This is a genomic window from Streptomyces sp. NPDC045998, from assembly GCF_056430285.1.
In genome coordinates this window covers 198,335-221,245 of the sequence record NZ_JBWKLJ010000003.1, presented here as the reverse complement: position 1 = coordinate 221,245, position 22,911 = coordinate 198,335, and the positions used below count along the sequence as shown (strand labels likewise).

The 22,911-nt window shown below is 72.6% G+C and carries 19 protein-coding genes; 14 read left to right on the top strand and 5 right to left on the bottom strand.

What is annotated here, in order from left to right; all coding sequences use genetic code 11:
* Window positions 1–11 precede the first annotated feature (11 nt).
* Complete coding sequence (locus AC07FJ_RS10025; protein ID WP_479047256.1) at window positions 12–1,481, bottom strand: cytosine permease; 1,470 nt, start codon at window positions 1,479–1,481, stop codon at window positions 12–14.
* Window positions 1,482–1,645: 164 nt separating this feature from the next.
* Between AC07FJ_RS10025 and ureA the strand changes: the two genes are divergently transcribed.
* The 5 genes from ureA (at window position 1,646) to cimA (ending at window position 7,748) form a co-directional block, all read left to right on the top strand.
* A complete protein-coding gene (gene ureA, locus AC07FJ_RS10020) occupies window positions 1,646–2,353 on the top strand; it encodes an urease subunit gamma (RefSeq protein ID WP_479047253.1) in 708 nt (235 codons plus the stop codon).
* Window positions 2,350–4,071, top strand: a complete 1,722-nt coding sequence (locus AC07FJ_RS10015) for an urease subunit alpha (protein WP_361418557.1) — start codon at window positions 2,350–2,352, stop codon at window positions 4,069–4,071. The genes ureA and AC07FJ_RS10015 overlap by 4 nt, the downstream gene beginning before the upstream one ends.
* Window positions 4,072–4,096: 25 nt before the next feature.
* On the top strand, window positions 4,097–5,107 hold the full coding sequence (locus tag AC07FJ_RS10010; RefSeq protein ID WP_361418554.1) for an agmatine deiminase family protein: 1,011 nt from the start codon (window positions 4,097–4,099) through the stop codon (window positions 5,105–5,107).
* 116 nt (window positions 5,108–5,223) lie between these two features.
* Window positions 5,224–5,766, top strand: a complete 543-nt coding sequence (locus AC07FJ_RS10005) for a TetR/AcrR family transcriptional regulator (protein WP_479048289.1) — start codon at window positions 5,224–5,226, stop codon at window positions 5,764–5,766.
* A 353-nt stretch (window positions 5,767–6,119) separates the two neighbouring features.
* Window positions 6,120–7,748, top strand: a complete 1,629-nt coding sequence (gene cimA, locus AC07FJ_RS10000) for a citramalate synthase (RefSeq protein ID WP_361418551.1) — start codon at window positions 6,120–6,122, stop codon at window positions 7,746–7,748.
* Here cimA and AC07FJ_RS09995 read toward each other — a convergent pair.
* Genes AC07FJ_RS09995 through AC07FJ_RS09985 form a run of 3 tightly spaced genes read right to left on the bottom strand, consistent with a single transcriptional unit; the run spans window position 7,745 to window position 10,193 of the window.
* Complete coding sequence (locus AC07FJ_RS09995; RefSeq protein ID WP_479047250.1) at window positions 7,745–8,077, bottom strand: STAS domain-containing protein; 333 nt, start codon at window positions 8,075–8,077, stop codon at window positions 7,745–7,747. The genes cimA and AC07FJ_RS09995 overlap by 4 nt on opposite strands.
* Entirely contained in the window at window positions 8,071–9,393 is a 1,323-nt protein-coding gene (locus tag AC07FJ_RS09990; RefSeq protein WP_479047247.1) for a PP2C family protein-serine/threonine phosphatase, read from the bottom strand. The genes AC07FJ_RS09995 and AC07FJ_RS09990 overlap by 7 nt, the downstream gene beginning before the upstream one ends.
* The gene (locus AC07FJ_RS09985) at window positions 9,390–10,193 is read right to left on the bottom strand and encodes an alpha/beta fold hydrolase (protein WP_479047244.1); all 804 of its coding nucleotides are present in this window, start codon (window positions 10,191–10,193) and stop codon (window positions 9,390–9,392) included. The genes AC07FJ_RS09990 and AC07FJ_RS09985 overlap by 4 nt, the downstream gene beginning before the upstream one ends.
* Window positions 10,194–10,301: 108 nt before the next feature.
* On the opposite strand from AC07FJ_RS09985, the gene AC07FJ_RS09980 reads away from it, so the two are divergent.
* The 7 genes from AC07FJ_RS09980 to AC07FJ_RS09950 all read left to right on the top strand — a co-directional run bounded on the left by AC07FJ_RS09980 (window position 10,302) and on the right by AC07FJ_RS09950 (window position 16,533).
* Complete coding sequence (locus tag AC07FJ_RS09980) at window positions 10,302–11,642, top strand: hypothetical protein (protein ID WP_479047241.1); 1,341 nt, start codon at window positions 10,302–10,304, stop codon at window positions 11,640–11,642.
* Between the two features lie 107 nt (window positions 11,643–11,749).
* Window positions 11,750–12,589, top strand: coding sequence for a hypothetical protein (locus AC07FJ_RS09975; RefSeq protein WP_479047238.1), 840 nt, complete (start codon window positions 11,750–11,752; stop codon window positions 12,587–12,589).
* A 129-nt stretch (window positions 12,590–12,718) separates the two neighbouring features.
* A complete protein-coding gene (locus AC07FJ_RS09970) occupies window positions 12,719–12,964 on the top strand; it encodes a hypothetical protein (RefSeq protein ID WP_479047236.1) in 246 nt (81 codons plus the stop codon).
* Between the two features lie 36 nt (window positions 12,965–13,000).
* Window positions 13,001–13,657, top strand: coding sequence for a class I SAM-dependent methyltransferase (locus AC07FJ_RS09965; RefSeq protein ID WP_479047233.1), 657 nt, complete (start codon window positions 13,001–13,003; stop codon window positions 13,655–13,657).
* A gap of 120 nt (window positions 13,658–13,777) precedes the next feature.
* On the top strand, window positions 13,778–14,608 hold the full coding sequence (gene nadE, locus AC07FJ_RS09960) for an ammonia-dependent NAD(+) synthetase (protein ID WP_479047231.1): 831 nt from the start codon (window positions 13,778–13,780) through the stop codon (window positions 14,606–14,608).
* A 30-nt stretch (window positions 14,609–14,638) separates the two neighbouring features.
* Window positions 14,639–15,268, top strand: coding sequence for a hypothetical protein (locus tag AC07FJ_RS09955; protein ID WP_479047228.1), 630 nt, complete (start codon window positions 14,639–14,641; stop codon window positions 15,266–15,268).
* Between the two features lie 200 nt (window positions 15,269–15,468).
* The gene (locus AC07FJ_RS09950; RefSeq protein WP_479047226.1) at window positions 15,469–16,533 is read left to right on the top strand and encodes a cobalamin-independent methionine synthase II family protein; all 1,065 of its coding nucleotides are present in this window, start codon (window positions 15,469–15,471) and stop codon (window positions 16,531–16,533) included.
* 26 nt (window positions 16,534–16,559) lie between these two features.
* Here the strand turns inward: AC07FJ_RS09950 and AC07FJ_RS09945 are convergent, their stop codons facing one another.
* The gene (locus tag AC07FJ_RS09945; protein WP_479047224.1) at window positions 16,560–17,231 is read right to left on the bottom strand and encodes a hypothetical protein; all 672 of its coding nucleotides are present in this window, start codon (window positions 17,229–17,231) and stop codon (window positions 16,560–16,562) included.
* Window positions 17,232–17,452: 221 nt separating this feature from the next.
* On the opposite strand from AC07FJ_RS09945, the gene AC07FJ_RS09940 reads away from it, so the two are divergent.
* Window positions 17,453–18,880 carry a hypothetical protein gene (locus tag AC07FJ_RS09940; protein ID WP_479047222.1) on the top strand — a complete coding sequence of 476 codons (1,428 nt, stop codon included), beginning with the start codon at window positions 17,453–17,455 and terminating at the stop codon, window positions 18,878–18,880.
* A 101-nt stretch (window positions 18,881–18,981) separates the two neighbouring features.
* Window positions 18,982–22,806 carry an endo-alpha-N-acetylgalactosaminidase family protein gene (locus AC07FJ_RS09935; RefSeq protein WP_479047219.1) on the top strand — a complete coding sequence of 1,275 codons (3,825 nt, stop codon included), beginning with the start codon at window positions 18,982–18,984 and terminating at the stop codon, window positions 22,804–22,806.
* Window positions 22,807–22,911 lie beyond the last annotated feature (105 nt).

Below are 22,911 nucleotides of genomic sequence, written 5' to 3'. Positions count from 1 at the left end.
TGCGCCGCGGGTCAGGACGCGGCGGTCTCGGGGGCGGACGTCTCGGGAGCCGGCGTCTCGGACGCGGGCGCCGTGGCCGCCTCGTCGGGCCTCGGGAACGCCGCCCGGCTGTTGAGGGTCAGCGCCGTGTACACGCCGCCGCCCACCAGGCCCGACAGGATGAAGCTGCAGTCCACGCCGCCCGTCACGAGCAGCAGCGGGCCCTCGTAGAGCGGGGTCGACACGGCCGCCAGGCCCACCGCCGCACCCACCGCCCACGCCAGGGTGGCGCGCGGCTCCCAGCCGGCCCGGTACCAGTAGATGCCGCCCTTGGCGCGGCGGTTGTAGACCTGGAGCGCCTCGCGGTCGTACGCGCCGCCGCAGCCGATGTGGCCCATCAGCGTGATGACCGCCCACGGCGTGCCGATCGCGGTCAGCAGTAGCACGAACGACGTCATCGCCGACTGCGCGTCCCACGCGAAGTGCCCCGCGAAGACGAACGCCGTCGCGACGGCCGCCACCACGAGCGTGGACGTGGCCCGCGTGGCGCGCGGGATGATCGCGTCCAGGTCGAGGCCCATCGAGTAGAGCATCAGCCCCGCGTTGCCGACCGATCCCGCGCTCGCCGCGATCAGCAGCGGCACCAGGTACCAGGGCGCGGCGGTCTCCACCAGCGGCCCGGCGTAGTCCAGCCCGGCGCGGGCGGCGAGGGCCGTGAACGTACCGAAGAGCTGCGGCACCAGCAGGCCCGCGAACAGGCCGACGCAGGTGGCCCGCCACACGGTGCGCGGGCTGTGCCGCTCGGGCGAGACGTACCGCGTGTAGTCGCCGAGCAGGGTGATGAAGGCGATCGGCCCGCTCAGGCCCGCCGCCACGGCGGACAGCAGCCAGGTCGGCCAGAAGGAGCCCAGCAGGTACGGCGTGTCCGGCGGCGGCGCGGCCGTGAAGTCGCCCGCGTACGCGACGATGCCGAGGGCGAGCAGCAGCGTCATGCCGATGGCGAGGGCCCTGCTGAGGCGCAGCAGCAGCCGGTAGCCGAAGACGGCGGCGACCACCGTGCAGCCGGCGAGCAGCACGTACACGAGCGTGTGCGCGAAGGCGCCGGTCGGTACGCCGAAGAGGCGCGACAGCGTGCCGAGCATCACGTCGCCACCGATCCACAGCGTGAGCGCGGTGTACCCGAGCGACAGCAGGAGGCCGACGACCGAGCCGACGAGCCGGCCGCGTACGCCGAAGAAGGCGCCGCTGGAGGTGGAGAGGTTGGTCGCGGTGCGCAGCGAGATGAGCGCCAGCGGCGCGGTGACGATGACGCCGACGACCGTTCCGGCCAGCACCGAGGTGACGGCGGGCCACAGGCCGAGGCCGAACGAGACCGGCAGCCAGCCGAAGACGATCACGCCCAGGCACAGGTTCGATCCGAGCAGGATCGAGACGAGGTCACGCGGCCCGCTGGTGCGTTCCGCCTCGGGGATGGTGTCGACTCCGCGCTGTTCGATCTGCATGCGCTGCTCCCTGCTCTCAGCTCCGTCAGCTGGTGGGGGTCTGGTTTGAGTGTCGCTCTAATTGGAGCGGCGCTCAATGTGACCTACGCCGCGCGCCCGCGTCAATGCTTCTTGGAAAGAAATCTTGTGGTTAGAGTGGTGCTCAAACAGGAAGGTGTGGTGACGTGCGACTGACCCCCACGGAACGCGACCGGCTGCTGCTCTTCGGCGCCGCCGAGCTCGCCCGGGCCCGCCGGGCCCGTGGCCTCAAGCTCAATGTCCCCGAGGCGACCGCCCTCATCGCGGACACCGTCTGCGAGGCCGCCCGGGACGGCAAGCGCCTCGCCGAGGCGATCGAGGCCGCCCGCTCGGTGCTGGGACCCGACGACGTCCTGCCGGGCGTCGCGGACGTCGTGACCGAGGTCCATGTCGAGGCCGTCTTCGACGACGGCTCCCGGCTCGCCGTGGTCGGCGACCCCATCGGTGGCGGCGGCCTGGGCGAGCACGCCCCGGGCGCGCTGCTGCCGGGGCCGGAGCACACCGACCCCGAGCCCGTGGTGCGGCTCCTCGTCACCAACACCGCGAAGGTGCCGGTCTCCGTCACCTCGCACTTCCACTTCTTCGAGGCCAATCCCCGGCTCGACTTCGACCGCGCCGCGGCCTACGGCATGCGGCTCGCCGTCCCCGCCGGATCGTCCGTGCGCTTCGGCCCGGGCGAGAGCGAGGAGGTCGGCCTGGTGCCGATCGGCGGCGACCGGATCGCGATCGGCTTCGCCGGGCTGGTCGACGGGCCGCTGGACGCGCCCGGCGCCCGCGAGGAAGCACTGCGCCGCGCCGCCGCCTGCGGCTACCTCGGCGTACCGGACACCACTGAGCAGGAGGTCGAGCGATGAGCCGCCCCGGAGGCCACCCCGCCGAAGCGCGCCGCCTCACCCCGTACGAGTACGCCGCCACCCACGGCCCCCGCGCCGGCGACCGCGTCCGCCTCGGCGACTCGGGCCTGACCGTCCGCGTCGAGTCCGACTCGCAGGCGTACGGCGAGGAGTTCCTCGCCGGGTTCGGCAAGACGGCCCGCGACGGCCTGCACCTGAAGGCCGCGGCCGTCCGCGAGACCTGCGACGTCGTGATCAGCAACGTGCTCGTGATCGACGCCGTCCAGGGCATCCGCAAGGTGTCCATCGGCATCCGCGAGGGCCGCATCCACGCCATCGGCCGCGCCGGCAACCCCGACACCCTCGACGGTGTCGACGTCGTCATCGGCACCGGCACGTCGATCGTCTCCGGCGAGGGCCTCATCGCCACCGCGGGCGCCGTCGACACCCACGTCCACCTGCTGTCCCCGCGGATCATGGAGGCGTCGCTCGCCTCCGGCGTGACCACGATCATCGGCCAGGAGTTCGGCCCGGTGTGGGGCGTCGGCGTCAACTCGCCGTGGGCGCTGCGCCACGCCTTCAACGCCTTCGACGCCTGGCCCGTCAACATCGGCTTCCTCGGCCGCGGCTCGTCCTCCCACGAGGCCCCGCTGGTCGAGGCGCTCGCCGAGGGCGGCGCCTCCGGCTTCAAGGTCCACGAGGACATGGGCGCGCACACCCGGGCGCTGGACACGGCGCTGCGCGTGGCGGAGGAGTACGACGTCCAGGTCGCGCTGCACAGCGACGGCCTCAACGAGTGCCTCTCGGTGGAGGACACCCTCAAGGTCCTCGAGGGCCGCACCATCCACGCCTTCCACATCGAGGGCTGCGGCGGCGGCCACGTCCCCAACGTCCTGAAGATGGCGGGCGTGCCGAACGTCATCGGCTCGTCCACCAACCCCACCCTGCCCTTCGGGCGGGACGCGGTCGCCGAGCACTACGGCATGATCGTCTCCGTCCACGACCTGAAGACCGACCTGCCCGGCGACGCGGCCATGGCCCGCGACCGGATCCGGGCCGGGACGATGGGCGCGGAGGACGTGCTGCACGACCTGGGCGCGATCGGCATCACGTCGTCGGACGCACAGGGCATGGGAAGGGCCGGCGAGACCGTACGCCGGACCTTCGCCATGGCCGGGAAGATGAAGGGCGAGCTCGGCCCGCTGGACGGCGACGGGGACGGCGACGACAACGCCCGCGTCCTGCGCTACATGGCCAAGCTCACCATCAACCCGGCGATCGCCCACGGCCTCGCGCACGAGGTCGGCTCGATCGAGGTCGGCAAGCTTGCCGACATCGTGCTGTGGCGGCCGGAGTTCTTCGGCGCCAAGCCGCAGCTCGTCCTGAAGTCGGGCTTCCCCGCGTACGGGGTCGTGGGCGATCCGAACGCCGCCACCGACACCTGCGAACCGCTCGTGCTCGGCCCGCAGTTCGGCGCGCACGGCGCCACCGCCGCCGACATCTCCGTCGCCTTCGTGTCGGGCGCGGCCGCCCAGCTCGGCGCCGACACGATGCCCACGCGCCGGCGCCGGGTCGCGGTGCGCGGCACGCGCGGCATCGGCCCCGGAAACCTGCTCCTCAACTCCCGTATCGGAGAGGTGGCCGTCGACGAGCGCACCGGGCTCGTCACGCTCGACGGCGACCCGGTCCGCTCGGACCCCGCCGACTCCGTCTCCCTCAACCGCCTCTACTTCCTCTGAAGTACCTCCCGTGAAGGACCACACGATGTTCCGCATGCCCGCCGAATGGGCCCCGCACGAGCGCACCTGGATGGCCTGGCCCGGCCCCAACCCGACCTTCACCAACGACGAGGAGCTGGCGGAGGCGCGCCGCGCCTGGGCGTCGGTCGCCCGCGCCGTACGCCGCTTCGAGCCGGTCACCGTGGTGCACGGCCCCGGCCAGGAGGAGTCCGCCCGCGCGCTCCTCGGCCCGGACATCGACCTCGTCGAGCGCGACCTGGACGACGCCTGGATGCGCGACATCGGCCCCACCTTCGTCACCGACGGCGAGCAGCTCGCCGCCGTGGACTGGGTCTTCAACGGCTGGGGCGCCGCCGACTGGGCGCGCTGGGAGCACGACTCCAAGATCGCCCGCCATGTCGCGGACATCGCCGGCGTGCCGGTGCACAGCAGCCCGCTCGTCAACGAGGGCGGCGCCATCCACGTCGACGGCGAGGGCACCGTCCTCCTCACCGACACGGTGCAGCTCGGCCCCGAGCGCAACCCGGAGTGGACCCGCGAGCAGGTCGAGGCGGAGATCCACGCCAAGCTCGGCACCACCAAGGCGATCTGGCTGCCGCGCGGCCTGACCGGTGACTACGGCATGTACGGCACCCGCGGCCACGTCGACATCGTCGCCGCCTTCGCCCGCCCCGGCACGGTCGTCGTCCACACCCAGCCCGACCCGGCCCACCCGGACCACGAGCTGTGCAAGGCCAACGTCGAACTGCTGCGCAACCAGACCGACGCCAAGGGCCGCCGCCTGGAGGTCGTCGAGATCCCCGCGCCGACCGTCCTCCAGGAGGACGGCGAGTGGGTCGACTACTCCTACATCAACCACTACATCTGCAACGGCGGCGTGGTGCTGTGCGCCTTCGACGACCCGCGCGACGAGATAGCGGCCGGCATCTTCCGCCGCCTCTTCCCGGACCGCACGGTCACGCTGGTCGACGCCCGCGCGATCTTCGCGGGCGGCGGCGGCATCCACTGCATCACCCAGCAGCAGCCCAAGGTCTGAGCGGGATCGGGTACAACGTACGAGTGAACGAACCCCAGGCGCCCCAGGTCACCTCCGGTACGCGGCGGCGAGGCCGCAACGCCGCGCCGCCGCGCGAGGAGGTGCTCGCCGCCGCCATGGAGACCATCGCCGAGCGCGGGCTCGAAGGGCTCACCATGGCGGGGCTGGGGCGCGAAGTCGGGATGAGCAGCGGGCACCTGCTCTACTACTTCCGCACCAAGGACGAGCTGCTGCTCCAGACCCTGGAGTGGAGCGAGGGCCGGCTCGGCGCCGAGCGCAGCGCGCTGCTCTCGCGCCAGTCGGCCCCGGTGCGGGAGCGGCTCGCGGCGTACGTCGACCTGTACGTGCCCGACGGGCCGCGCGACCCGCACTGGACGCTGTGGCTGGAGGTGTGGAACCGGTCGCAGAACGCCGACGACGACGCCCGCGCGCGCCAGGCCGCCATCGAGGGGGCCTGGCACCGCGACCTGGTGGCGCTGCTCGCCGAGGGCGTCTCGCGCGGCGAGCTGCGGCCCGTCGACCCGGACCGGTACGCGGCGCGGCTGCGCGCGCTGCTGGACGGGTTCAGCGTGCACGTCGCCGTGGGCATCCCGGGCACGGGGCGGGCGCAGGTGCTCGACCACGTCCGGGAGTTCCTCGAGGACAGCCTCATACCGTGACCCCCGGACCATGACCGCGAGAGGGGGGCGGGTCCACGCATCGACCGCATGTCCGTGTCGACCGCATCGTGAGACCCGCGCCCACCGGTCGTGCCATCTGTGGCAAACTGCCCGGGTGCTTGCTACCACCATGATTATGGGCAGCAGCGCGCCGGTCCGCAGTGACCGCTGAATCGCGGAAGAATCCCCGCGGCAGTGGACACCATGCCCCAGACCCGCGCGCAGACCTCTCGCACCCGCGAGAGGTTTTTTCGTTTTCCGGCACCTACCCCCGGCGGAAGCGAGCGGCGCGCGACGATGGGGGCAGTGGAGCTAAACGTCCGGAGCCGTATCCAACAGGAGCCATCACCGTCATGACCACGGAGACCGACAGCCATTCCGCCGACGCGAGCCCGGTCGACGACAGTTTCCATGTCTTCGACACCACGCTGCGCGACGGCGCCCAGCGTGAGGGGATCAACCTCACCGTCGCCGACAAGCTGACCATCGCCCGGCACCTGGACGACTTCGGCGTGGGCTTCATCGAGGGCGGCTGGCCCGGCGCCAACCCCCGCGACACCGAGTTCTTCGCCCGCGCCGCGAGCGAGCTGCGCCTGAAGCACGCGCAGCTCGTCGCCTTCGGCGCCACCCGCCGCGCCGGCACCACCGCCGCCGAGGACCCGCAGGTCAAGGCGCTCCTGGAGTCCGGCGCCCCGGTGATCACGCTGGTCGCCAAGTCGCACGACCGTCATGTCGAGCTGGCTCTGCGCACCACGCTGGACGAGAACCTCGCGATGGTCGCCGACACCGTCTCCCACCTGCGCGAGCAGGGCCGCCGCGTCTTCGTCGACTGCGAGCACTTCTTCGACGGCTACCGCGAGAACCCCGCCTACGCCAAGGCGGTCGTCCGCGCCGCGTACGAGGCCGGCGCCGACGTCGTCGTCCTCTGCGACACCAACGGCGGCATGCTCCCCGCCCAGATCCAGGCCGTCGTCTCCACCGTCCACGCCGACACCGGCGCCCGCCTCGGCATCCACGCCCAGGACGACACCGGCTGCGCCGTCGCCAACACCCTCGCCGCCGTCGACGCGGGCGCCACCCACGTCCAGTGCACCGCCAACGGCTACGGCGAGCGCGTCGGCAACGCCAACCTCTTCCCGGTCGTCGCCGCGCTGGAGCTGAAGTACGGCCGCAAGGTCCTCCCCGAGGGCTCCCTGCGCGAGATGACCCGCATCTCGCACGCCATCGCCGAGGTGGTCAACCTGACCCCCTCCACCCACCAGCCGTACGTCGGTCTCTCCGCCTTCGCCCACAAGGCCGGCCTCCACGCCTCCGCCATCAAGGTCGACCCGGACCTCTACCAGCACATCGACCCCGAGCTGGTCGGCAACACCATGCGGATGCTCGTCTCCGACATGGCCGGCCGCGCCTCCATCGAGCTCAAGGGCAAGGAGCTCGGCATCGACCTCGGCGGCGACCGCGAGCTGGTCGGCCGGGTCGTCGAGCGCGTCAAGGAGCGCGAGCTCAAGGGCTACACGTACGAGGCGGCCGACGCCTCCTTCGAGCTGCTGCTGCGCGCGGAGGTCGAGGGCAGGTCCCGGCGCTACTTCCGTACGGAGTCGTGGCGCGCGATCGTCGAGGACCGCCCCGACGGCACCCACGCCAACGAGGCCACCGTGAAGCTGTGGGCCAAGGGCGAGCGCATCGTCACCACCGCCGAGGGCAACGGCCCGGTCAACGCCCTGGACCTGGCCATGCGCGCCGGGCTGGAGCGGATCTACCCGCAGCTCGCCAAGCTGGAGCTGGTGGACTACAAGGTCCGCATCCTGGAGGGCGTGCACGGTACGCAGTCGACGACCCGCGTCCTGATCACCACGAGCGACGGCGCCGGTGAGTGGTCGACGGTCGGCGTCGGCGAGAACGTCATCGCCGCGTCCTGGCAGGCGCTGGAGGACGCGTACACGTACGGCCTGCTGCGGGCGGGCGTCGAGCCCACGGACTAGGGCCTGTCCGCCTCTGTCAGGGGCTCCTCGATCGCCAGGACCTGGTCGAGGCCCACGATGCGCAGGACGCGCACCGTGTTGTCCGGTACGGCGGTGAGGGCCACGTCCGCCCCCGCCGCCGCGGCGTGGTGGCGCGCGGCGAGGAAGGCGGTGATGCCGCTGGAGTCGCAGAACCGCAGGCCGGCCAGGTCCAGCACGAGCCGCTGCCCGCGGTCGAGGGCCACGTCCCCCAGGGCGTCACGGAACTGGGGGGTCGTGCGGAAGTCCAGGTCGCCGTCGATGTGGAGCACGGTCGCGGCGGGCGTGCGCGTGGTGGTGATCGTCAGCATGGTGTCGTCGTGGTGAGGGGGTCGGGGGAGGGGCTGCCGAGGGCGGGGGCGCCGAGCGCGAGGACGGCGGTGTCGTCGTCCAGGCCCTCGCCGAAGCCGTCGAGGAGGTCGGCGAGCGCCTTGACGGTCGCTTCGGCGCCACAGGGTGCCAGACGGGCGGCGAAGCCGAGGAGGGCGTCATCACCGTAGCGTCCCGTGCCGGTCCGCGCCTCGGTGAGTCCGTCGGTGTAGAGGACCAGGGTGTCGCCCGGCGCGAGGGACGCGCGGGCCACGGAGATCGGGGCGTCGGGCAGGATGCCGATGAGGACGCCGCCCGGCGTCGGCAGGTACGCGGCCCCGCCCTCGCCGCGCAGCACCAGGGCCGACGGGTGTCCGCCACTGGCGAGCGTGACCTCGAAGCCGTGCGCGCCGTCCGCGCCGGTCGCGTCGCCGTCCGGCCCCCGGGGGTCGAGGACGCCGAAGATCGCGGTGCAGTAGCGCGGGTCGCCCCCCGTGTACTGGTCGGCCAGCACGGTGTTGAGGGTCCGCAGCACCGCCTGCGGGTCCGGGTCGTTCATCGCGGCGGCCCGCAGGGTGTAGCGCGCCAGCGAGGTCACGGCCGCGGCCTCGGGGCCCTTGCCGCACACGTCGCCGAGGAAGAAGCCCCAGCGCCCGCCGCCGAGGGCGAACAGGTCGTAGAAGTCGCCGCCCAGGTGGTCCGGCGATGCGGTGTGGTAGTGCGCGGCGGATTCGAGGCCGGGCACCGTGGGCAGGGCGGGCGGCAGCAGGCTGCGCTGCAGCGTGGCGAGGACGTCCTGGAGGCGCTTGCGGTCCTGCTCGGCCTGGCGGCGGGCCTCCTCGGCCGCCTGGCGGCCGCGCAGGAGCTCCTCCTCGTACGAGCGCCGGTCGCGGGCGTCGATGACGGTGGTGCGGATCAGCAGGGGCTCGCCCGCGGCGTCCCGCTTCACGGTGGAGGTCACCAACACGGGCAGCCGTCCGCCGTCCGCGGTCCGCATCTCCAGCGCGATGCCGCGCACCTCGCCCTGGAGGTGCAGCAGCGGGGCGAAGTGCGTCTCGTGGTACAGCTTGCCGCCGACCGTGAGCAGGTCGGAGAAGGTCCGGCGCCCCACCAGGTCCTCGCGGCGGTGGCCCAGCCAGCCCAGCAGCGTGGCGTTGACCTTCGCGACCGTGCCGTCCATGAGCGTGGAGAGGTAGCCGCACGGAGCGTTCTCGTACAGGTCCTCGACGCTGTCCTCCAGCAGCGCGGCGAAGACCGGCGCGTCCGTCTCGTGCCGCTCGCCCGGGGGCCGGGGGCCGTGCGGGGCATGGGCCGTCACACGTCGTCCCCGAGGAAGGCGAGGATGGCGTGGGCGGTGGCCTGCGGGGCGCTCAGCTGCGGACAGTGCCCGGTGGCGTCCAGCGTGACGAGCCGGCTGCCCGGGATCGCGGCGTGGACGTACGCGCCCACCTCCCGCGGGGCGATCACGTCCTGGGCGCACTCCAGGATCAGGGTCGGCACTCGCACGGTGGCGAGGTCGGCCCGGCTGTCGGTCAGGAAGGTGGTGCGGGCGAAGACGCGGGCGATCTCCGGGTCGGTGCGGCAGAAGCTGTTGGTGAGCTCCTCGCCCAGCTCGGGGCGGTCGGGGTTGCCCATGATCACCGGGGCCATGGTGGTCGACCAGCCGAGGTAGTTGGCCTCCAGGGCCTCCAGCAGCTCGTCGATGTCCTGGCGGCTGAAGCCGCCGCGGTAGCCCTCGTCGTCGACGTAGCAGGGCGACGGCGTCACCAGGACGAGCCGGGAGAACCGCTCCGGCTCCTTGGCGGCGGCCAGGACGCCGACCATGGCGCTGACCGAGTGGCCGACGAAGACCGCGTCGCGCAGGTCCAATTCCCGGCACACGTCCAGGACGTCCTCGGCGTAGCCGTCGAGCGTTCCGTACCGCTCCGGGCTCCAGGCCGCCAGGTCGGACTCACCAGAGCCGACGTAGTCGAAGAGCACCACGCGGAAACGTTCCTGCAGGGCGGGCGTCACCAGCCGCCACATGTTCTGGTCGCAGCCGAAGCCGTGCGCCAGCACCACCGCCGGCCTGTCGGCGGGCCCGGTGATCGACACGTTGTTCCTGCTGCGGATGTCCATGGTGAGCCATCCTGCCACCTTGGCCGTCCCGGCCTCGAAGCCGTGAAGACGGACCTTTCTCACACGAACCTATGTCCCATTTGTGTGCGTTCGGGTAGCGTCGATGGTATGAGGACCAGGCCGTTCCCCTTCTTGTCGGCCCTGGCGGGGCTGGCACTGATACTGCTCATGGCCTTCGCCCCCTCGGCGGGCGCGGCCACGGGCCTGGAGGACGCCGCGGCCGCCTTGAAGAAGGGGCCGGTGTACGTCCACCCCGCAGCGTCCGACCAGCTCCCGCCCGCCGAGGCGGACGCGCTGGCGGAGCGCATCGAGAACGCCGACAAACCGATTTTCGTGGCCGTGCTCCCCGCGAGCGCAGAGTTCCCCCGCGAGAACCTGCTGCGCAACCTGCGCGCCGAGACCGGCATCACCGGTGTGTACGCGGTACGCCTCGGTGACGCGTTCGCCGCCGGGGCCGACCGGGCCGTGATGTCGAACCAGGCCGTGGGCAACATCGTGAGCGCGGTGCGCCAGCCCGGCGCGGACGCCGCGACCCAGCTGAACAACTTCGTCGACCAGGCCCTCCCACTGGCCCGGGGCTCCGCCCCCGGCGCCTGGGAAGGCGTCCCCGGTGACGGCGTGCCCGTCGGCGGGCTGATCACCCTCGGTGCGGTCGCCGCGGCCGGTGGCGCCACCGCCTTCACGGTCGTACGGCGCAGGCGGCTCCGGCGCGAGGCCGAGGAGCGCGAGGCGCTGGAGCGGATGCGGGTCGTCGTGGACGAGGACATCACCGCCTTCGGCGAGGAGCTGGACCGGCTCGACTTCCACCCGGCCGAGCCCGGCGCCGACGACGCGATGCGCGCCGACTACGAGCACGCCCTCGACGCGTACGACAAGGCCAAGTCCCAGATGGGCCAGGCCCGGCACCCCCATGACGTCCGGGGCGTGACCGAGGCCCTCGAGGACGGCCGCTTCGCGCTGGCCGTCCTCGCCGCCCGCCGCGAGGGCCGCCCGCTTCCCGAGCGGCGGGCACCCTGCTTCTTCGACCCGCGCCACGGCCCGGCGGCCACCGAGGCCCCGTGGGCCCCCGCCGGCGGCGCGGTCCGCGAGGTGCCGGTCTGCGCGGCGGACGCGGCACGCCTCGCGGAGGGCGAGGAGCCGATGGCCCGCACCGTCGACACCGGTTACGGCCGCCGCCCCTACTGGGAGGCCGGCCCGGCCTACGGCCCCTGGGCGGGCGGCTACTTCGGCGGCGGCCTGCTGCCCGGCCTGCTGATGGGCACCATGCTCGGCTCGATGCTGTCCACCCCGGCGTACGCGTCGGAGTACGGCGGCGGCGAGTTCAGCGGGTACGAGGGCGGCGACTTCTCCGGCGCCGACTTCAGCGCCGGAGACTTCGGCGGTGGTGGCGGCGACTGGGGCGGCGGTGGCGGCTTCGGCGGCGGCGACTTCGGCGGGGGAGGGTTCTGACGAAACGCTTCCGGGTGTCCCGAGCACCTTGTGACCGGTACCCCCGCCCCCGATACTCGGCCTGACCCGGCGCGGCGCCGGGGAAGGCGGAGGCCGGGGGGGCCGGTATGAGCGAAGGCGTACGGGTCGCACTTCTCTGGCTGGGACTCTTCGGCCTGGTCCATACCGGCTTTCTCGTGTGCCGGCTCGTACGCCTGCGCACCGACCGGCAGGTCGTGGACGAGGTCATCGCCTCCCGCCCCAACCTGGTGCAGGCCGCCCACCTCGCCGACCCGCGCGATGTCGACGCCCTCGCGGTACGCCTCCTGCTCGCCGGCCGCGCGGTACGGGTCGACGCCGACGGGCTGATCCTGCCGACGGGTGAGCCGGCGCCCGCCGTCGACAGCGGTACGGGCCGGGCGGCCCTGGAAGCGCTGCGGGACGCGATCGGCGCGCGGCCCTCCGGTACCAAGCTGTACGAGGTGCGCGAGGCGGACCCGGAGTTCGCCGGTTACCGGCGGCTGCGGGAGGAGGCCGTACGGCGGATTCCCCACGAGGCGCGGATCGGCCGGATGACGGACAGCAGCCGTATCCCGGTGGGCGTGGCGGCCTTCGTCCTGATGCTCGGCATGGGATTGCACGCCTTGGCGGTGAGTGCCCCGGTGCCGTGGCTCGGCGACGGCGGGTGGTGGATCTTCGCCTGGATCCCGCTGTGGGGGCTGGCCACCCTGACGGCCTTCGCCTGGCCGGACGGCGACCCCCGCCCCGGGCTGCTACGGCTGCGGGCGTACTGCGGCGACCTGCTCCGCGCGGCGCTCGGGGAGGAGGACCCCGCCGCGCTGGCCGCACTGCGGTCGCACGCGTACCGCTCCAGCCGGTCCGAAAGCTGGTGGGAGCGCGGCGGCGCGGACGGCGACGCCGGTAGCTCCTGTGGGAGCAGTTGCGGAAGCGGCTGTGGAGGCGACTGACCGCACCGCGGCGGGCCGGGCAACCGGACGCCGGTGTTCCCTGGTCAGGCGCAGGGTAGGACCGGAGCACGTGGGGGCCACCGGCTCGGGGGGTGCGGTATGCGACGGCGGCGGATAGTCGGTGCCTCGGTGATCACCGCCACGGCGGTGGCCACCATCGTCGCGGCCTTCGCGGTCCCCTGGGCGCCGCTCTCCGGGTTCGCGATGGTCATGGCGGGTCTCGCGTTCTGCTCATGGCTCTACGTGGGCATCCTCGGCACCCATGACTACAGGGACTCCTCCTCCACGGGGGGCGGGGGCGACGGGGGGCACGGCCCAGGCGGTGGGTGCGGTGGAGACGCCGGCTGCGGAGGCGGCGGCTGCGGCGGTCTGTGAGCGCTGCGCGCGGCTCTCCCCGTACTGTCGGCGACCATGGTCGAACACGATGCTCTCAGCGCCACCCGCGCGGCCTACGACGCCGCTGCCGCCACCTACGCGGAGTTGTTCCGCGACTCGCTCCGCGACAGGCCGCTGGACCGCGCGATCCTGGGTGCCTTCGCCGAGGTCGTCACGGCGGGCGGAGCCGGTGAGGTCGCGGACCTCGGGTGCGGGCCCGGCCACGTCACCGCGTACCTGGCCGATCAGGGGCTGGCGGCGTTCGGCGTCGACGCCTCTCCGGCGATGATCGAGCTGGCGCGGCGGGCCCATCCGGGCCTGCGGTTCGAGGTGGGCTCGATGGCCGCGCTGGACATCCCCGACGGCGAACTGGGCGGCGTACTCTCCCGTTGGTCCCTCATCCACACGCCGCCGGAGGAAGTCCCCGCGATCCTGAGGGAGTTCCACCGCGTGCTGGTGCCCGGCGGCCACCTGCTGATCGGCTTCTCGGCGACCGAAGACCCGTCCCGCCCGACCCAGGTCTTCGATCACGCGGTGGCACCGGCCTATCGGTGGTCGCCCGATCATCTCGCCGCGCTCCTGCGCACGGCGGGGCTGATGGAGGTGGCCCGGATGGTGTGCGAGCCGCAGCCCACCGACCGGCGGCAGTTCCAGGAGGTGCAGCTCCTGGCCCGCAAGGCCCAGGGGGTGTGAGGACCGGGCCGTCCACCCGGGGCGTGGGGGAGCGGACCCCGGCGAGCCCGTGGGGTGCGGGTTCCGGTCTAAAGTGCTTCCGTCCCCTCATACCCAGACACGTACGCGCGAGGAGCAGCCGTGACCGACCCGGCGTCCATATCCCTCCAGCAGCAGATCGCCCAGGACCTCCAGGTGAGCGCGTCCTTCGACGCCCGGCAGGAGATCGAGCGGCGGGTGTCCTTCCTCGCCGGCCGGCTGACCTCCACGGGCCTGCGCTCCCTGGTGCTGGGCATCAGCGGCGGTGTGGACTCCACGACCGCGGGCCGCCTGTGCCAGCTCGCGGTCGAGCGGGTGCGGGCCGCCGGGCAGGACGCCACGTTCTACGCGATGCGCCTGCCGTACGGCGTCCAGGCCGACGAGCAGGACGCGCAGGTGGCGCTCGACTTCATCCGCGCCGACCGGGTCTTGACCGTCGACGTCAAGCCCGCCAGCGACGCCGCGCTGGAGGCCTCGCTGGCCGGGGGCACGGCCTTCCGCGACGCGCACCACCAGGACTTCGTCCACGGCAACATCAAGGCCCGGCAGCGCATGATCGCCCAGTACGCGGTCGCGGGCGCGTACGACGGCCTGGTGGTCGGCACGGACCACGCCGCCGAGGCGGTCTCCGGGTTCTTCACCAAGTTCGGCGACGGCGCGGCCGACGTGGTCCCGCTCACCGGCCTCACCAAGCGCCGCGTCCGCGCCGTCGCGGAGGCCCTGGGCGCCCCGGCCTCGCTGGTGTGGAAGACCCCCACCGCGGATCTGGAGACCCTGAAGCCGGGCCTGCCGGACGAGGAGGCGCTCGGCGTCACGTACGACGACATCGACGACTTCCTGGAGGGCAAGCCGGTCTCCGAGGCCGCCTTCGCGGCCATCGTCCGCCGCTACGAACTCACCGAGCACAAGCGGCAGCTGCCGATCGCTCCCTGAGCTCTGTCCGCCGGAAACGAGGGGGTCCCGATGAAGAAGCGACACGTGCGGAAGATGTTGCGACAGATGGCGAGCGGGGAGCCCGTCCGGGTCACCAGCGCCATGGCGTCGAGCAGGAAGCTCGCCCGACTCGCCTTCATCGCCGAGCAGTTCGGTTACGCGTACGCGGACGCACGGCAGGGCGGTGGGCCACAGGGAAAGGGGCTCGTCATGCTGCTCGTGCCCGACCCCGGCCCCGAGGCCCGGGAACGTGCCGCGCGGAACCGGGCGCGGTACCCGAACGCCGCCGACGGGGGCGCGCTGCCGCCCCTCGTGCCCGATGCGGTCGAGCTGCTCAGGGCCCGCATCACCTTCGACCTCGCCGCCAGGTACACCGAGAAGCAGCTGACGGTGATCGTCGGCGTGGGCTTCACCGTGGCGGCCCTGAGCCTCGCCCTCGAGTTCGGGGCGGACGCGGCCGACTTCGTCGTCGCCGGCGTCCTCTGGGTCGTGCTGATGCTCCTCATTCCGGTCCTGCTCCGCGGCAGCCGCCGCTACAAGGCCAAGTACGCCGCCCAGCTGGAGGCGGCCGGGTTCACGCCGGTGACCGAGCCGGGCGGGCGGTCGCGGTACCTGCCGCCGGGCGGGCGGCCGCCGGGCCACGGCAATCCGTTCGCCTGACCGGACGTAGTCCGCCAGTCCGCCCGGTCAATTCGCCGCCCCGCGTCGGGCCCTGATCCAGTGAACTTCCGTCACCCCGACGGGTGATCGGCCGTTACCCCGCCCGGCTGCTGTGACCTGCGGCGATCACCGCCCCGCCGCGAGGGCCGGGCGATCTCGGCTTCTTGATCGGACAGGGGGCGCTTCCTAGGGTCCGCGCCATGAGCATCCCCACCGAGCCCATCGGCAGCATCCCCCGCCCGCGCGCCCTCCAGCAGGCCCTCGCCGAGCACGCGGCAGGGCGGCTGGGCGACGAGGAACTGGCGAAACTCCAGAAGCAGGCCACCGCCGACACCCTCGCCCGGCTGGAGCAGCTCGGCTGCCCCGTACTCGTCGACGGCGAGCAGTCCAAGCCGAGCTTCGTCACGTACCCGATCGCGGGGCTCCCCGGTCTCGCCCCGGACGGCGCCGTCATCCCCTTCGCCGACGGCCACACCCGTCAGCTGCCCCACCTGACCGCCGGGCCGTTCCGCTACCAGGTCCACGCGGACACCTATCTGCGCAACGCCCAGAACCACACCGACCACCCGATCAAGCAGGCGGTCATCGCGCCGTCCGCCCTCAGCCTGCTCTACCCGGGCGACGGCATCGACGGCTACTCCCGCGAGGCCTTCCTGTCCGACCTCGCCGATGAGGCGGAGGCCGACATCCGGGGCTGCCTGGAGGCGGGCGCCCACGGCGTACAGCTCGACTTCACCGAAGGGCGGCTGTCGCTCAAACTGGACCCGAGTGGCGGGGTGCTGGACCAGTTCATCGAGCTCAACAACGTGGTGCTGAGCCGGTTCTCCGAGGACGAGCGGGCCCGCATCGGCGTCCACACCTGCCCGGGCGGCGACCAGGACTCCACGCACAGCCTCGACATCGACTACGCGGAGCTGCTGCCCAAGCTCTTCCAGCTCAAGGCCGGGAACTTCTACGTCCAGCTGGCGAGCGAGCCCGACCCCGAGCGCGTACTCCGGATCATCGCCGAGCAACTGCGCCCGGGCATCCGGGTGTTCGTCGGTGTGACGGACCCGATCGACCCGAGGGTCGAGACGCCGGAGGAGGTACGCGACCGGGTGCTGCTCGCGGCCCGCCACCTTCCGGTCGACCAGCTGGGCACCTGCGACGACTGCGGCTTCGCGCCCTTCGCGGACGACAGCTCCACCTCGCGCGACCTCGCCTTCGCCAAGATCGAGGCCCGTGTACGCGGAACGGAACTGGCGGCGCAGGCGCTGGGCCTCTGATACCGGCGTGTTCTCCTCAGCGTGGTTCAGGAAGCCGCGGCGGCCTTCTGGATCCGGGGGACGAACATCCGGGCCATGGAGTGGGCGGTGGCCGGGTCCAGGGAGCTGCCCTCCCCTTCCAGCCTCACCTGGGCGATGACCGTGCCCAGGCACATGGTCAGGTTGAGACCGTCCAGGCCACCGGCATTGCGGTAGTACGCGTGGCTCTCGACCCCGGGGACGGGAGCCACCTCCGCCTTGGCGTACCCAGCCGACCAGGTCTTCTCCTTTCGGCACGCGTCCTGGGCGGCCTTCTTGTCGGCATACGCCACGAGGTCGAAGAGGGCCATCTCGCCGAACGCCTCGAAGTTGGCATCGCCGCGCGCGATGCTGGTGCAGTCCCAGTGCGTGTCCGCGCCGCACTCCGCCGCGGGCTTGGGCGACTCCTCGATGCGCGCGCTCGCGTTCTTCGGCGTCCACCCGGCCATCGACGCCGGATCGGGCAGCGCCTGCTTGAACCGTTCCTCCGTCGTGAAGACGGTGTCGAAGTCCACTTTGCCAACCGCCGGCTTGCCCGGAGTCGATCCCGCTCCCGTGCCCGCTTCGGCTCCGGAGCTGTCCGCCGCGGGCGGCTTCGCCGCGACCGTGTCGGAGCCGCCGCCTCCGCAGCCGGTGGCGAAGGCCGCCAGCGCCACGACCACAGCCGCACCCGAGCCCATGCTGCTCCTCAAGACCGCGCCCCCTGCTCCGTTGCTCGACAAGCGGCCGCTGCGGCGGCCTGTCACTCCGTCAGGCGATCCTGGCAGTCGACAGCGAAGGTGATCAACCGTCAATCGGACGTCGAAACCGGGGACAAGTGCGGTTCCGTGATCGCGCGTCCGGCCAGGCGGCCTATGCTGCCGTGAGCATTTCAAGATCGCCTGCTGAAACTCACGGGGACATGAACAAGTACACAGTGATGGCCACCGGCCTCCTCCTGTCGCTCGGGCTCGTCACGGGCTGCAGCTCCTCCGACGGCGAGGAGACCGCCACCGCCAAGCCGAAGGACGGCAGCTCGGCGGCTCCGAGCGCCAGTGCCGCGCCCAAGGGGCCCGCCTACAGCGGCCCGGCGATACCCGGCCTCGCCGCGAAGCCGGCGTGGAGCCTGCCGCGTGCCGAAGCGATCGACCTCGGCGACACCTTGCTGTTCGTCAAGGACGCCCAAGGCACGTACGCCCTGGGCGGGGACGAGGACGCTCCGGTCGACGGCACGGTCGGCATCCTGCACTCCGGTGACGGCCAGGAGCCGGCCACCCTCGAGTTCCGGGACCTGAAGACCGGCGAGGTGCGCAAGACCCTCACGGTTCCGGCCGCGCGCGTGTCCGCCACGACCTGGCACGACGGCGTCCCGGCGGTCGCGGTGTTCACCCGCGCCACGACCGAGTCCGACGGCCTGAGCGCCGAGAAGACGACCACCACGGTCACCGTCTACGGCGCCGACGGCAAGGAGCTGGGCAAGGCCCAGCGCGAGGGTGACGCGTTCCACGTCCACGAGGGCCACATCATCGAGCAGGACGGCGACGAGAGCCTGAAGCTCACGCGTATCGACGGCGGGACCGTCCACAAGGTCACCTGCCCGGGGAAGGAGGCGAGCTGCTCCTTCGACCCGCGTACCAAGGAGATCGACGGCGCGCAGGCCCACGCCCCCCTGATCACGGGCAAGCACGTCTTCCACGTGGAGAACGCGACGACCTACGAGACCGATCCGGAACAGATCGTCATGTCCGACCTCGTCACCGGCAAGAAGGTGTGGAGCACCGCGGACGTCACCCCGCCCGCGGGCGTGAAGCTGGACGAGGACGGGAAGCGGACCAGCGGTGCGGTGAGGGTGCTCGACGTGCGCGACGGCCGCGTTCTCACCGCCTGGGGCGCGAGCGCCTTCACGCTGGACACGATGGTGACGGCGACGTACGACATCGCGACCGGCAAGCAGATCGGCGGCTCCACGACGTACGCGTACGAGGACTTCCCCGGCGACACCATCAGCACCAAGGGGACGTCCGTCTTCTCCCCCGACCACACCCTGGCCGCCGCCGCCACGGAGGAGGGCACCGCCGTGTGGCAGCCCGCCGCAGGCAAGGAGGTGTGGAAGCAGCAGGAGGGTGAGAACGCGATGACGCCGCTGCGCTTCTCGCCCGGCGGGGTGCTGTACGGCAGGACGCTTCAGGAAGGCGGAGTCGGTGAGGTCTTCCTCGCCGTCGACGGCCGCACGAAGAAGGTGCTCGCCAAGAGCCTGCCCGAGGAGAACATCCCGCTGTTCACCAAGCAGTCCGGGTATGGCTACATCAGCACGGCGAAGGGCTTCTTCCTCTTTCCCGCGCAGGGCTGAGGCCCGGCACTTGGATTAACCGGGGGCGTTGTTGGACTGGCGTCGCCGCACGGAGTCCGTTTCGTTGACGGTGCCGCGAGGCGACCGTTACGCCAGTGGCCATGTCGCCACGATTCCGTGCGGTGTGCGCCCTCGCCGCCGCCTCCTCCGTCGTGTTCGCCCTGGCGGGCCCGGCCACCGCCGCCCCGCCGCCCGCCATCCCCGACGGGCCGCTGCTCATCGGATCCCCGCAGCTCACCGTCGCCGTCGCCCGCGACTTCCCCCGCGTCCTGTCGTACACCGACCGCGCGAGCGGGGCGCGGCTCCTCGGCAGTACGAGCCCGGTCACGCACGTCACCCTGAACGGCACGGCGTACGCGGTGCGGCTCGCGGCCGACCCCGTCGCCACCGCCACCGGCGTCCGCTACACCCTCGGCTTCGGCGGGCTGCCGGGGGTCGAGGTCGACGCCGCGCTCACCGTCTCCGGGCGCGTCACCACCTTCAAGGTGACCGCCGTCCGCGACACCGACGCCTTCCGGGTCGGGACCATCGAGATACCCGGGCACGACCTGGTCTCGGTCGGCGCGGCCGAACCGGGCGCCGCCACCGCGTTCACCCGCCTCGACCCCGACTCGACGCGTACGGCCGATGTGTTCGCGCCCGTGCCGGAACGGGCGGAAGCGGCACCCCAAGGGGCGTCGTACGCCCTCGTCAACACCGGCGCCCTCGCCGCCGCCGTCGAGTCCAACTCCAGCTACGACAAGCCCTCCGGCCCCACCAACGGCGACGACGCCCGCTTCTGGCACCAGGCCCGCGAGGCGGCGGGCGACGGCGGCGTACGCGTCGGCGTGTGGTCCGGGCAGTGGACCTACCGGGGCGACGGCGCGCCCCGGCCCGAGAGCGGCGACGGCCTTCCCTGGGCCAAGGTCGTCGTCACGCCGGACGCCAACGGCGACGGCCGGACCGACTGGCAGGACGGCGCCGTCGCCTTCCGCACGATCGGGATCAAGGCGCCCGGCAGCGAGCGGACGCCCGACCGGGTGGTCACCCACATCCCGTTCAACTTCGCCAGCCAGGCCACCCACCCCTTCGCCCGCACCCTCGACGACGTCAAGCGCGTCTCGCTCGCCACGGACGGCCTCGGCCAGCTCGCGGTCCTCAAGGGATACGGCTCCGAGGGCCACGACTCGGCCCACCCCGACTACGGCGGCAACTACAACAAGCGCGCCGGCGGCCTCGACGACCTCAACACACTGCTGCGCACCGGAGAGAAGTGGGGCGCCACCTTCGGCGTCCACGTCAACGCCACCGAGTCGTATCCGGAGGCCCGGCACTTCAGCGAAACCCTCGTCGACAAGACGAAGCCCGGCTGGAACTGGCTCAACCAGAGCTACTACATCAACCAGCGCCGCGACGTCACCAGCGGCGACCTGGCCCGCCGCTTCCAGCGGCTGCGCGACGAGACCGACCGCAACCTCAGCTTCCTCTACATCGACGTGTACTACACACACGGCTGGATCGCCGACAAGACCCTCCAGGCCGTGCAGGCGCAGGGGTGGCACGTCGGCACGGAGTGGGCCGACAAGTTCGAGCGGGCCTCGCTCTGGTCGCACTGGGCCAACGACCTCGACTACGGGGGCGCCACCAACAAGGGCCTCAACTCGAAGATCATCCGCTTCATCCGCAACGGCGAGAAGGACGTCTGGAACGACCACCCCGTCCTCGGCCAGACGGCCCTGGAGGACTTCGAGGGCTGGACCGGCGAGACCGACTTCACCGCCTTCACCGCGAACGTCTGGCAGAAGAACCTGCCCGCCAAGTACCTCCAGCGGCAGAAGATCCTCCGCTGGAACGGCGACGACATCACCTTCACCGGCGGCGTACGCGGCACCGTCGAGAACGGCCGCCGCACCTTCTACGAGCACGGCCGCAAGGTCCTGGACGGGGATCGCTATCTGCTCCCGTGGCAGGGCAAGCTGTACCACTACAACACGGCCGGAGGCAGTACCAGTTGGGCCGTGCCGCCGGGCTCTGGCGCGTACACGATCTACAAGCTGACCGACAACGGGCGCGTGAAGACCGGCACCGTACGCCCCGCCCCGGACGGCCGGATCACCCTCACGGCCACCGCCGGGCAGGCGTACGTCCTCTACCCCGACCGGACACCCGCCCCGCCGCTCCCCGAGCCGCGCTGGGGCGAGGGCACCCCGGTCGCCGACCCCGGCTTCAACGACGCCCGGCTGGGCGCCTGGACCCGTACCGGGGCGGTCGCCCGCCACACCGACGAGCAGGGCCGCACCAGCGCCGCGCTGACCGGGGCGGCGGCCGCCGGGCTTGCCCAGCGGATCGAGGGACTCACACCCGGCGAGCGGTACAGCGCCTCCGCCTGGATCGAGGTCCAGCCGGGCGCCACGCGCCGTACGACCCTGTCCATCGGCGGCGCCTCCGTCGCCGTCGACCGCTCGGCCGTCCCGAACCGGATCGCCGCCTCCGACTGGCACGGGACACGCATGCAGCGTGCCAAGGTCCACTTCGCGGCACCCGCCGACGGCCGCGCCACGCTCGCGATCCGCGCCGAGGGCGGTAGCGCGGCGACCGTACGCGTCGACGACGTACGGATCGTCGCCAACGACCCCGCTGCCCGGCAGGACGCGGTGGTGTACGAGGACTTCGAGGCCGTCGACCAGGGGTGGGGACCGTTCCTGAAGGGCGACGCGGGCGGGACCAACGACCCCCGTACGCACGTGAGCCAACTGCACGCGCCCTACACGCAGGCGGGCTGGAACGGGAAGGCGATCGACGACGTCCTGGAGGGCCGCGAGTCCCTCAAGGCCCACGACGAGAACACCGGCCTCGTCTACCGCACCGCCCCGTGGACCGTGCCGATGAAGGACGGGCACAGCTACCGCGTGGAGTACGACTACCAGTCCAGCCACGCGGGCGCGTACGAGTGGGTGACCGGGTACGACCGGGCCGACGGCACCTCGGCGGAGACCCGCCGCACGCCGATCCCGGCGCAGAGGACCACCGGGCGGTTCGGCGAGACCGTGACCGCCGGGTGCGGCGACACCTGGACGGGGCTGCGCAAGCGCGCGGACGCCCCGGACGGCGCCGACGTCGTCCTCGACCGGTTCACCGTCACCGACCTCGGCCCGGCCGCCCGGCCCGCCGCCTGCGGCACGCTCGTCCTCGCCGCGGGCGAACCCCTGGAGCCGGGGCGGGGACACGACGTCACGGCGACCTTCGGCAACGACGAGGCGACCGCCGTGACCCCGTCCGTCACGCTCGCCCTGCCGGAGGGCTGGACCGCCGAGCCGTCCGGTCCCGTCACGCTGGGCGCGGTCGCGCCCGGCGCCAAGGCCACCGCCACCTGGAAGGTCACGCCCCCGGTGGACGCGCCGTACCGGGCGTACGCGCTCACGTCCTCGGCCGCGTACGCGCTCGGCGGCACGGAGCGGAGCCTCACCGCCGCCACGTCCGTCCGCACCCTGCCGCCCCCGCCGACCGCCGACGCCTGGGCGAGCGACCTGGACTGGGCGTCGGCCCGCAGCGGCTGGGGGCCCGTCGAGCGGGACATGTCCAACGGCGGGACGGCGGTGGGCGACGGCGGCCCGCTGCGGATCGGGGGAGTGGCGTACGCCAAGGGGCTGGGCACCCACGCTCCGGCGACCGTGCGCTACCACCTGGGCGGGAAGTGCACCGCCTTCACCGCCGAGGTGGGCGTGGACGACGCCCAGGCCACGCGGGGGAGCGTGCGGTTCACCGTCACGGCGGACGGCGTGGAGAAGGCCGCGTCACCGGTGCTGCGGGCGACTGACGCCGCCTGGTCCCTGACGGCCGACGTCACGGGCGCGTCCTTTGTCGACCTGGTCGTCGGCGACGGCGGCGACGGCAACGGCAACGACCACGCGGACTGGGGGAACGCCCGCTTCCACTGCGGCGGCTGACGTCCCGGCACTCGGGTGGACGGTTGAACGTTCGATCGCTTTTGAACGATCGTGCGCGATTCATTGACCACTTGTTCGTACGTGTGGGAAAAACCGTTCACCCGA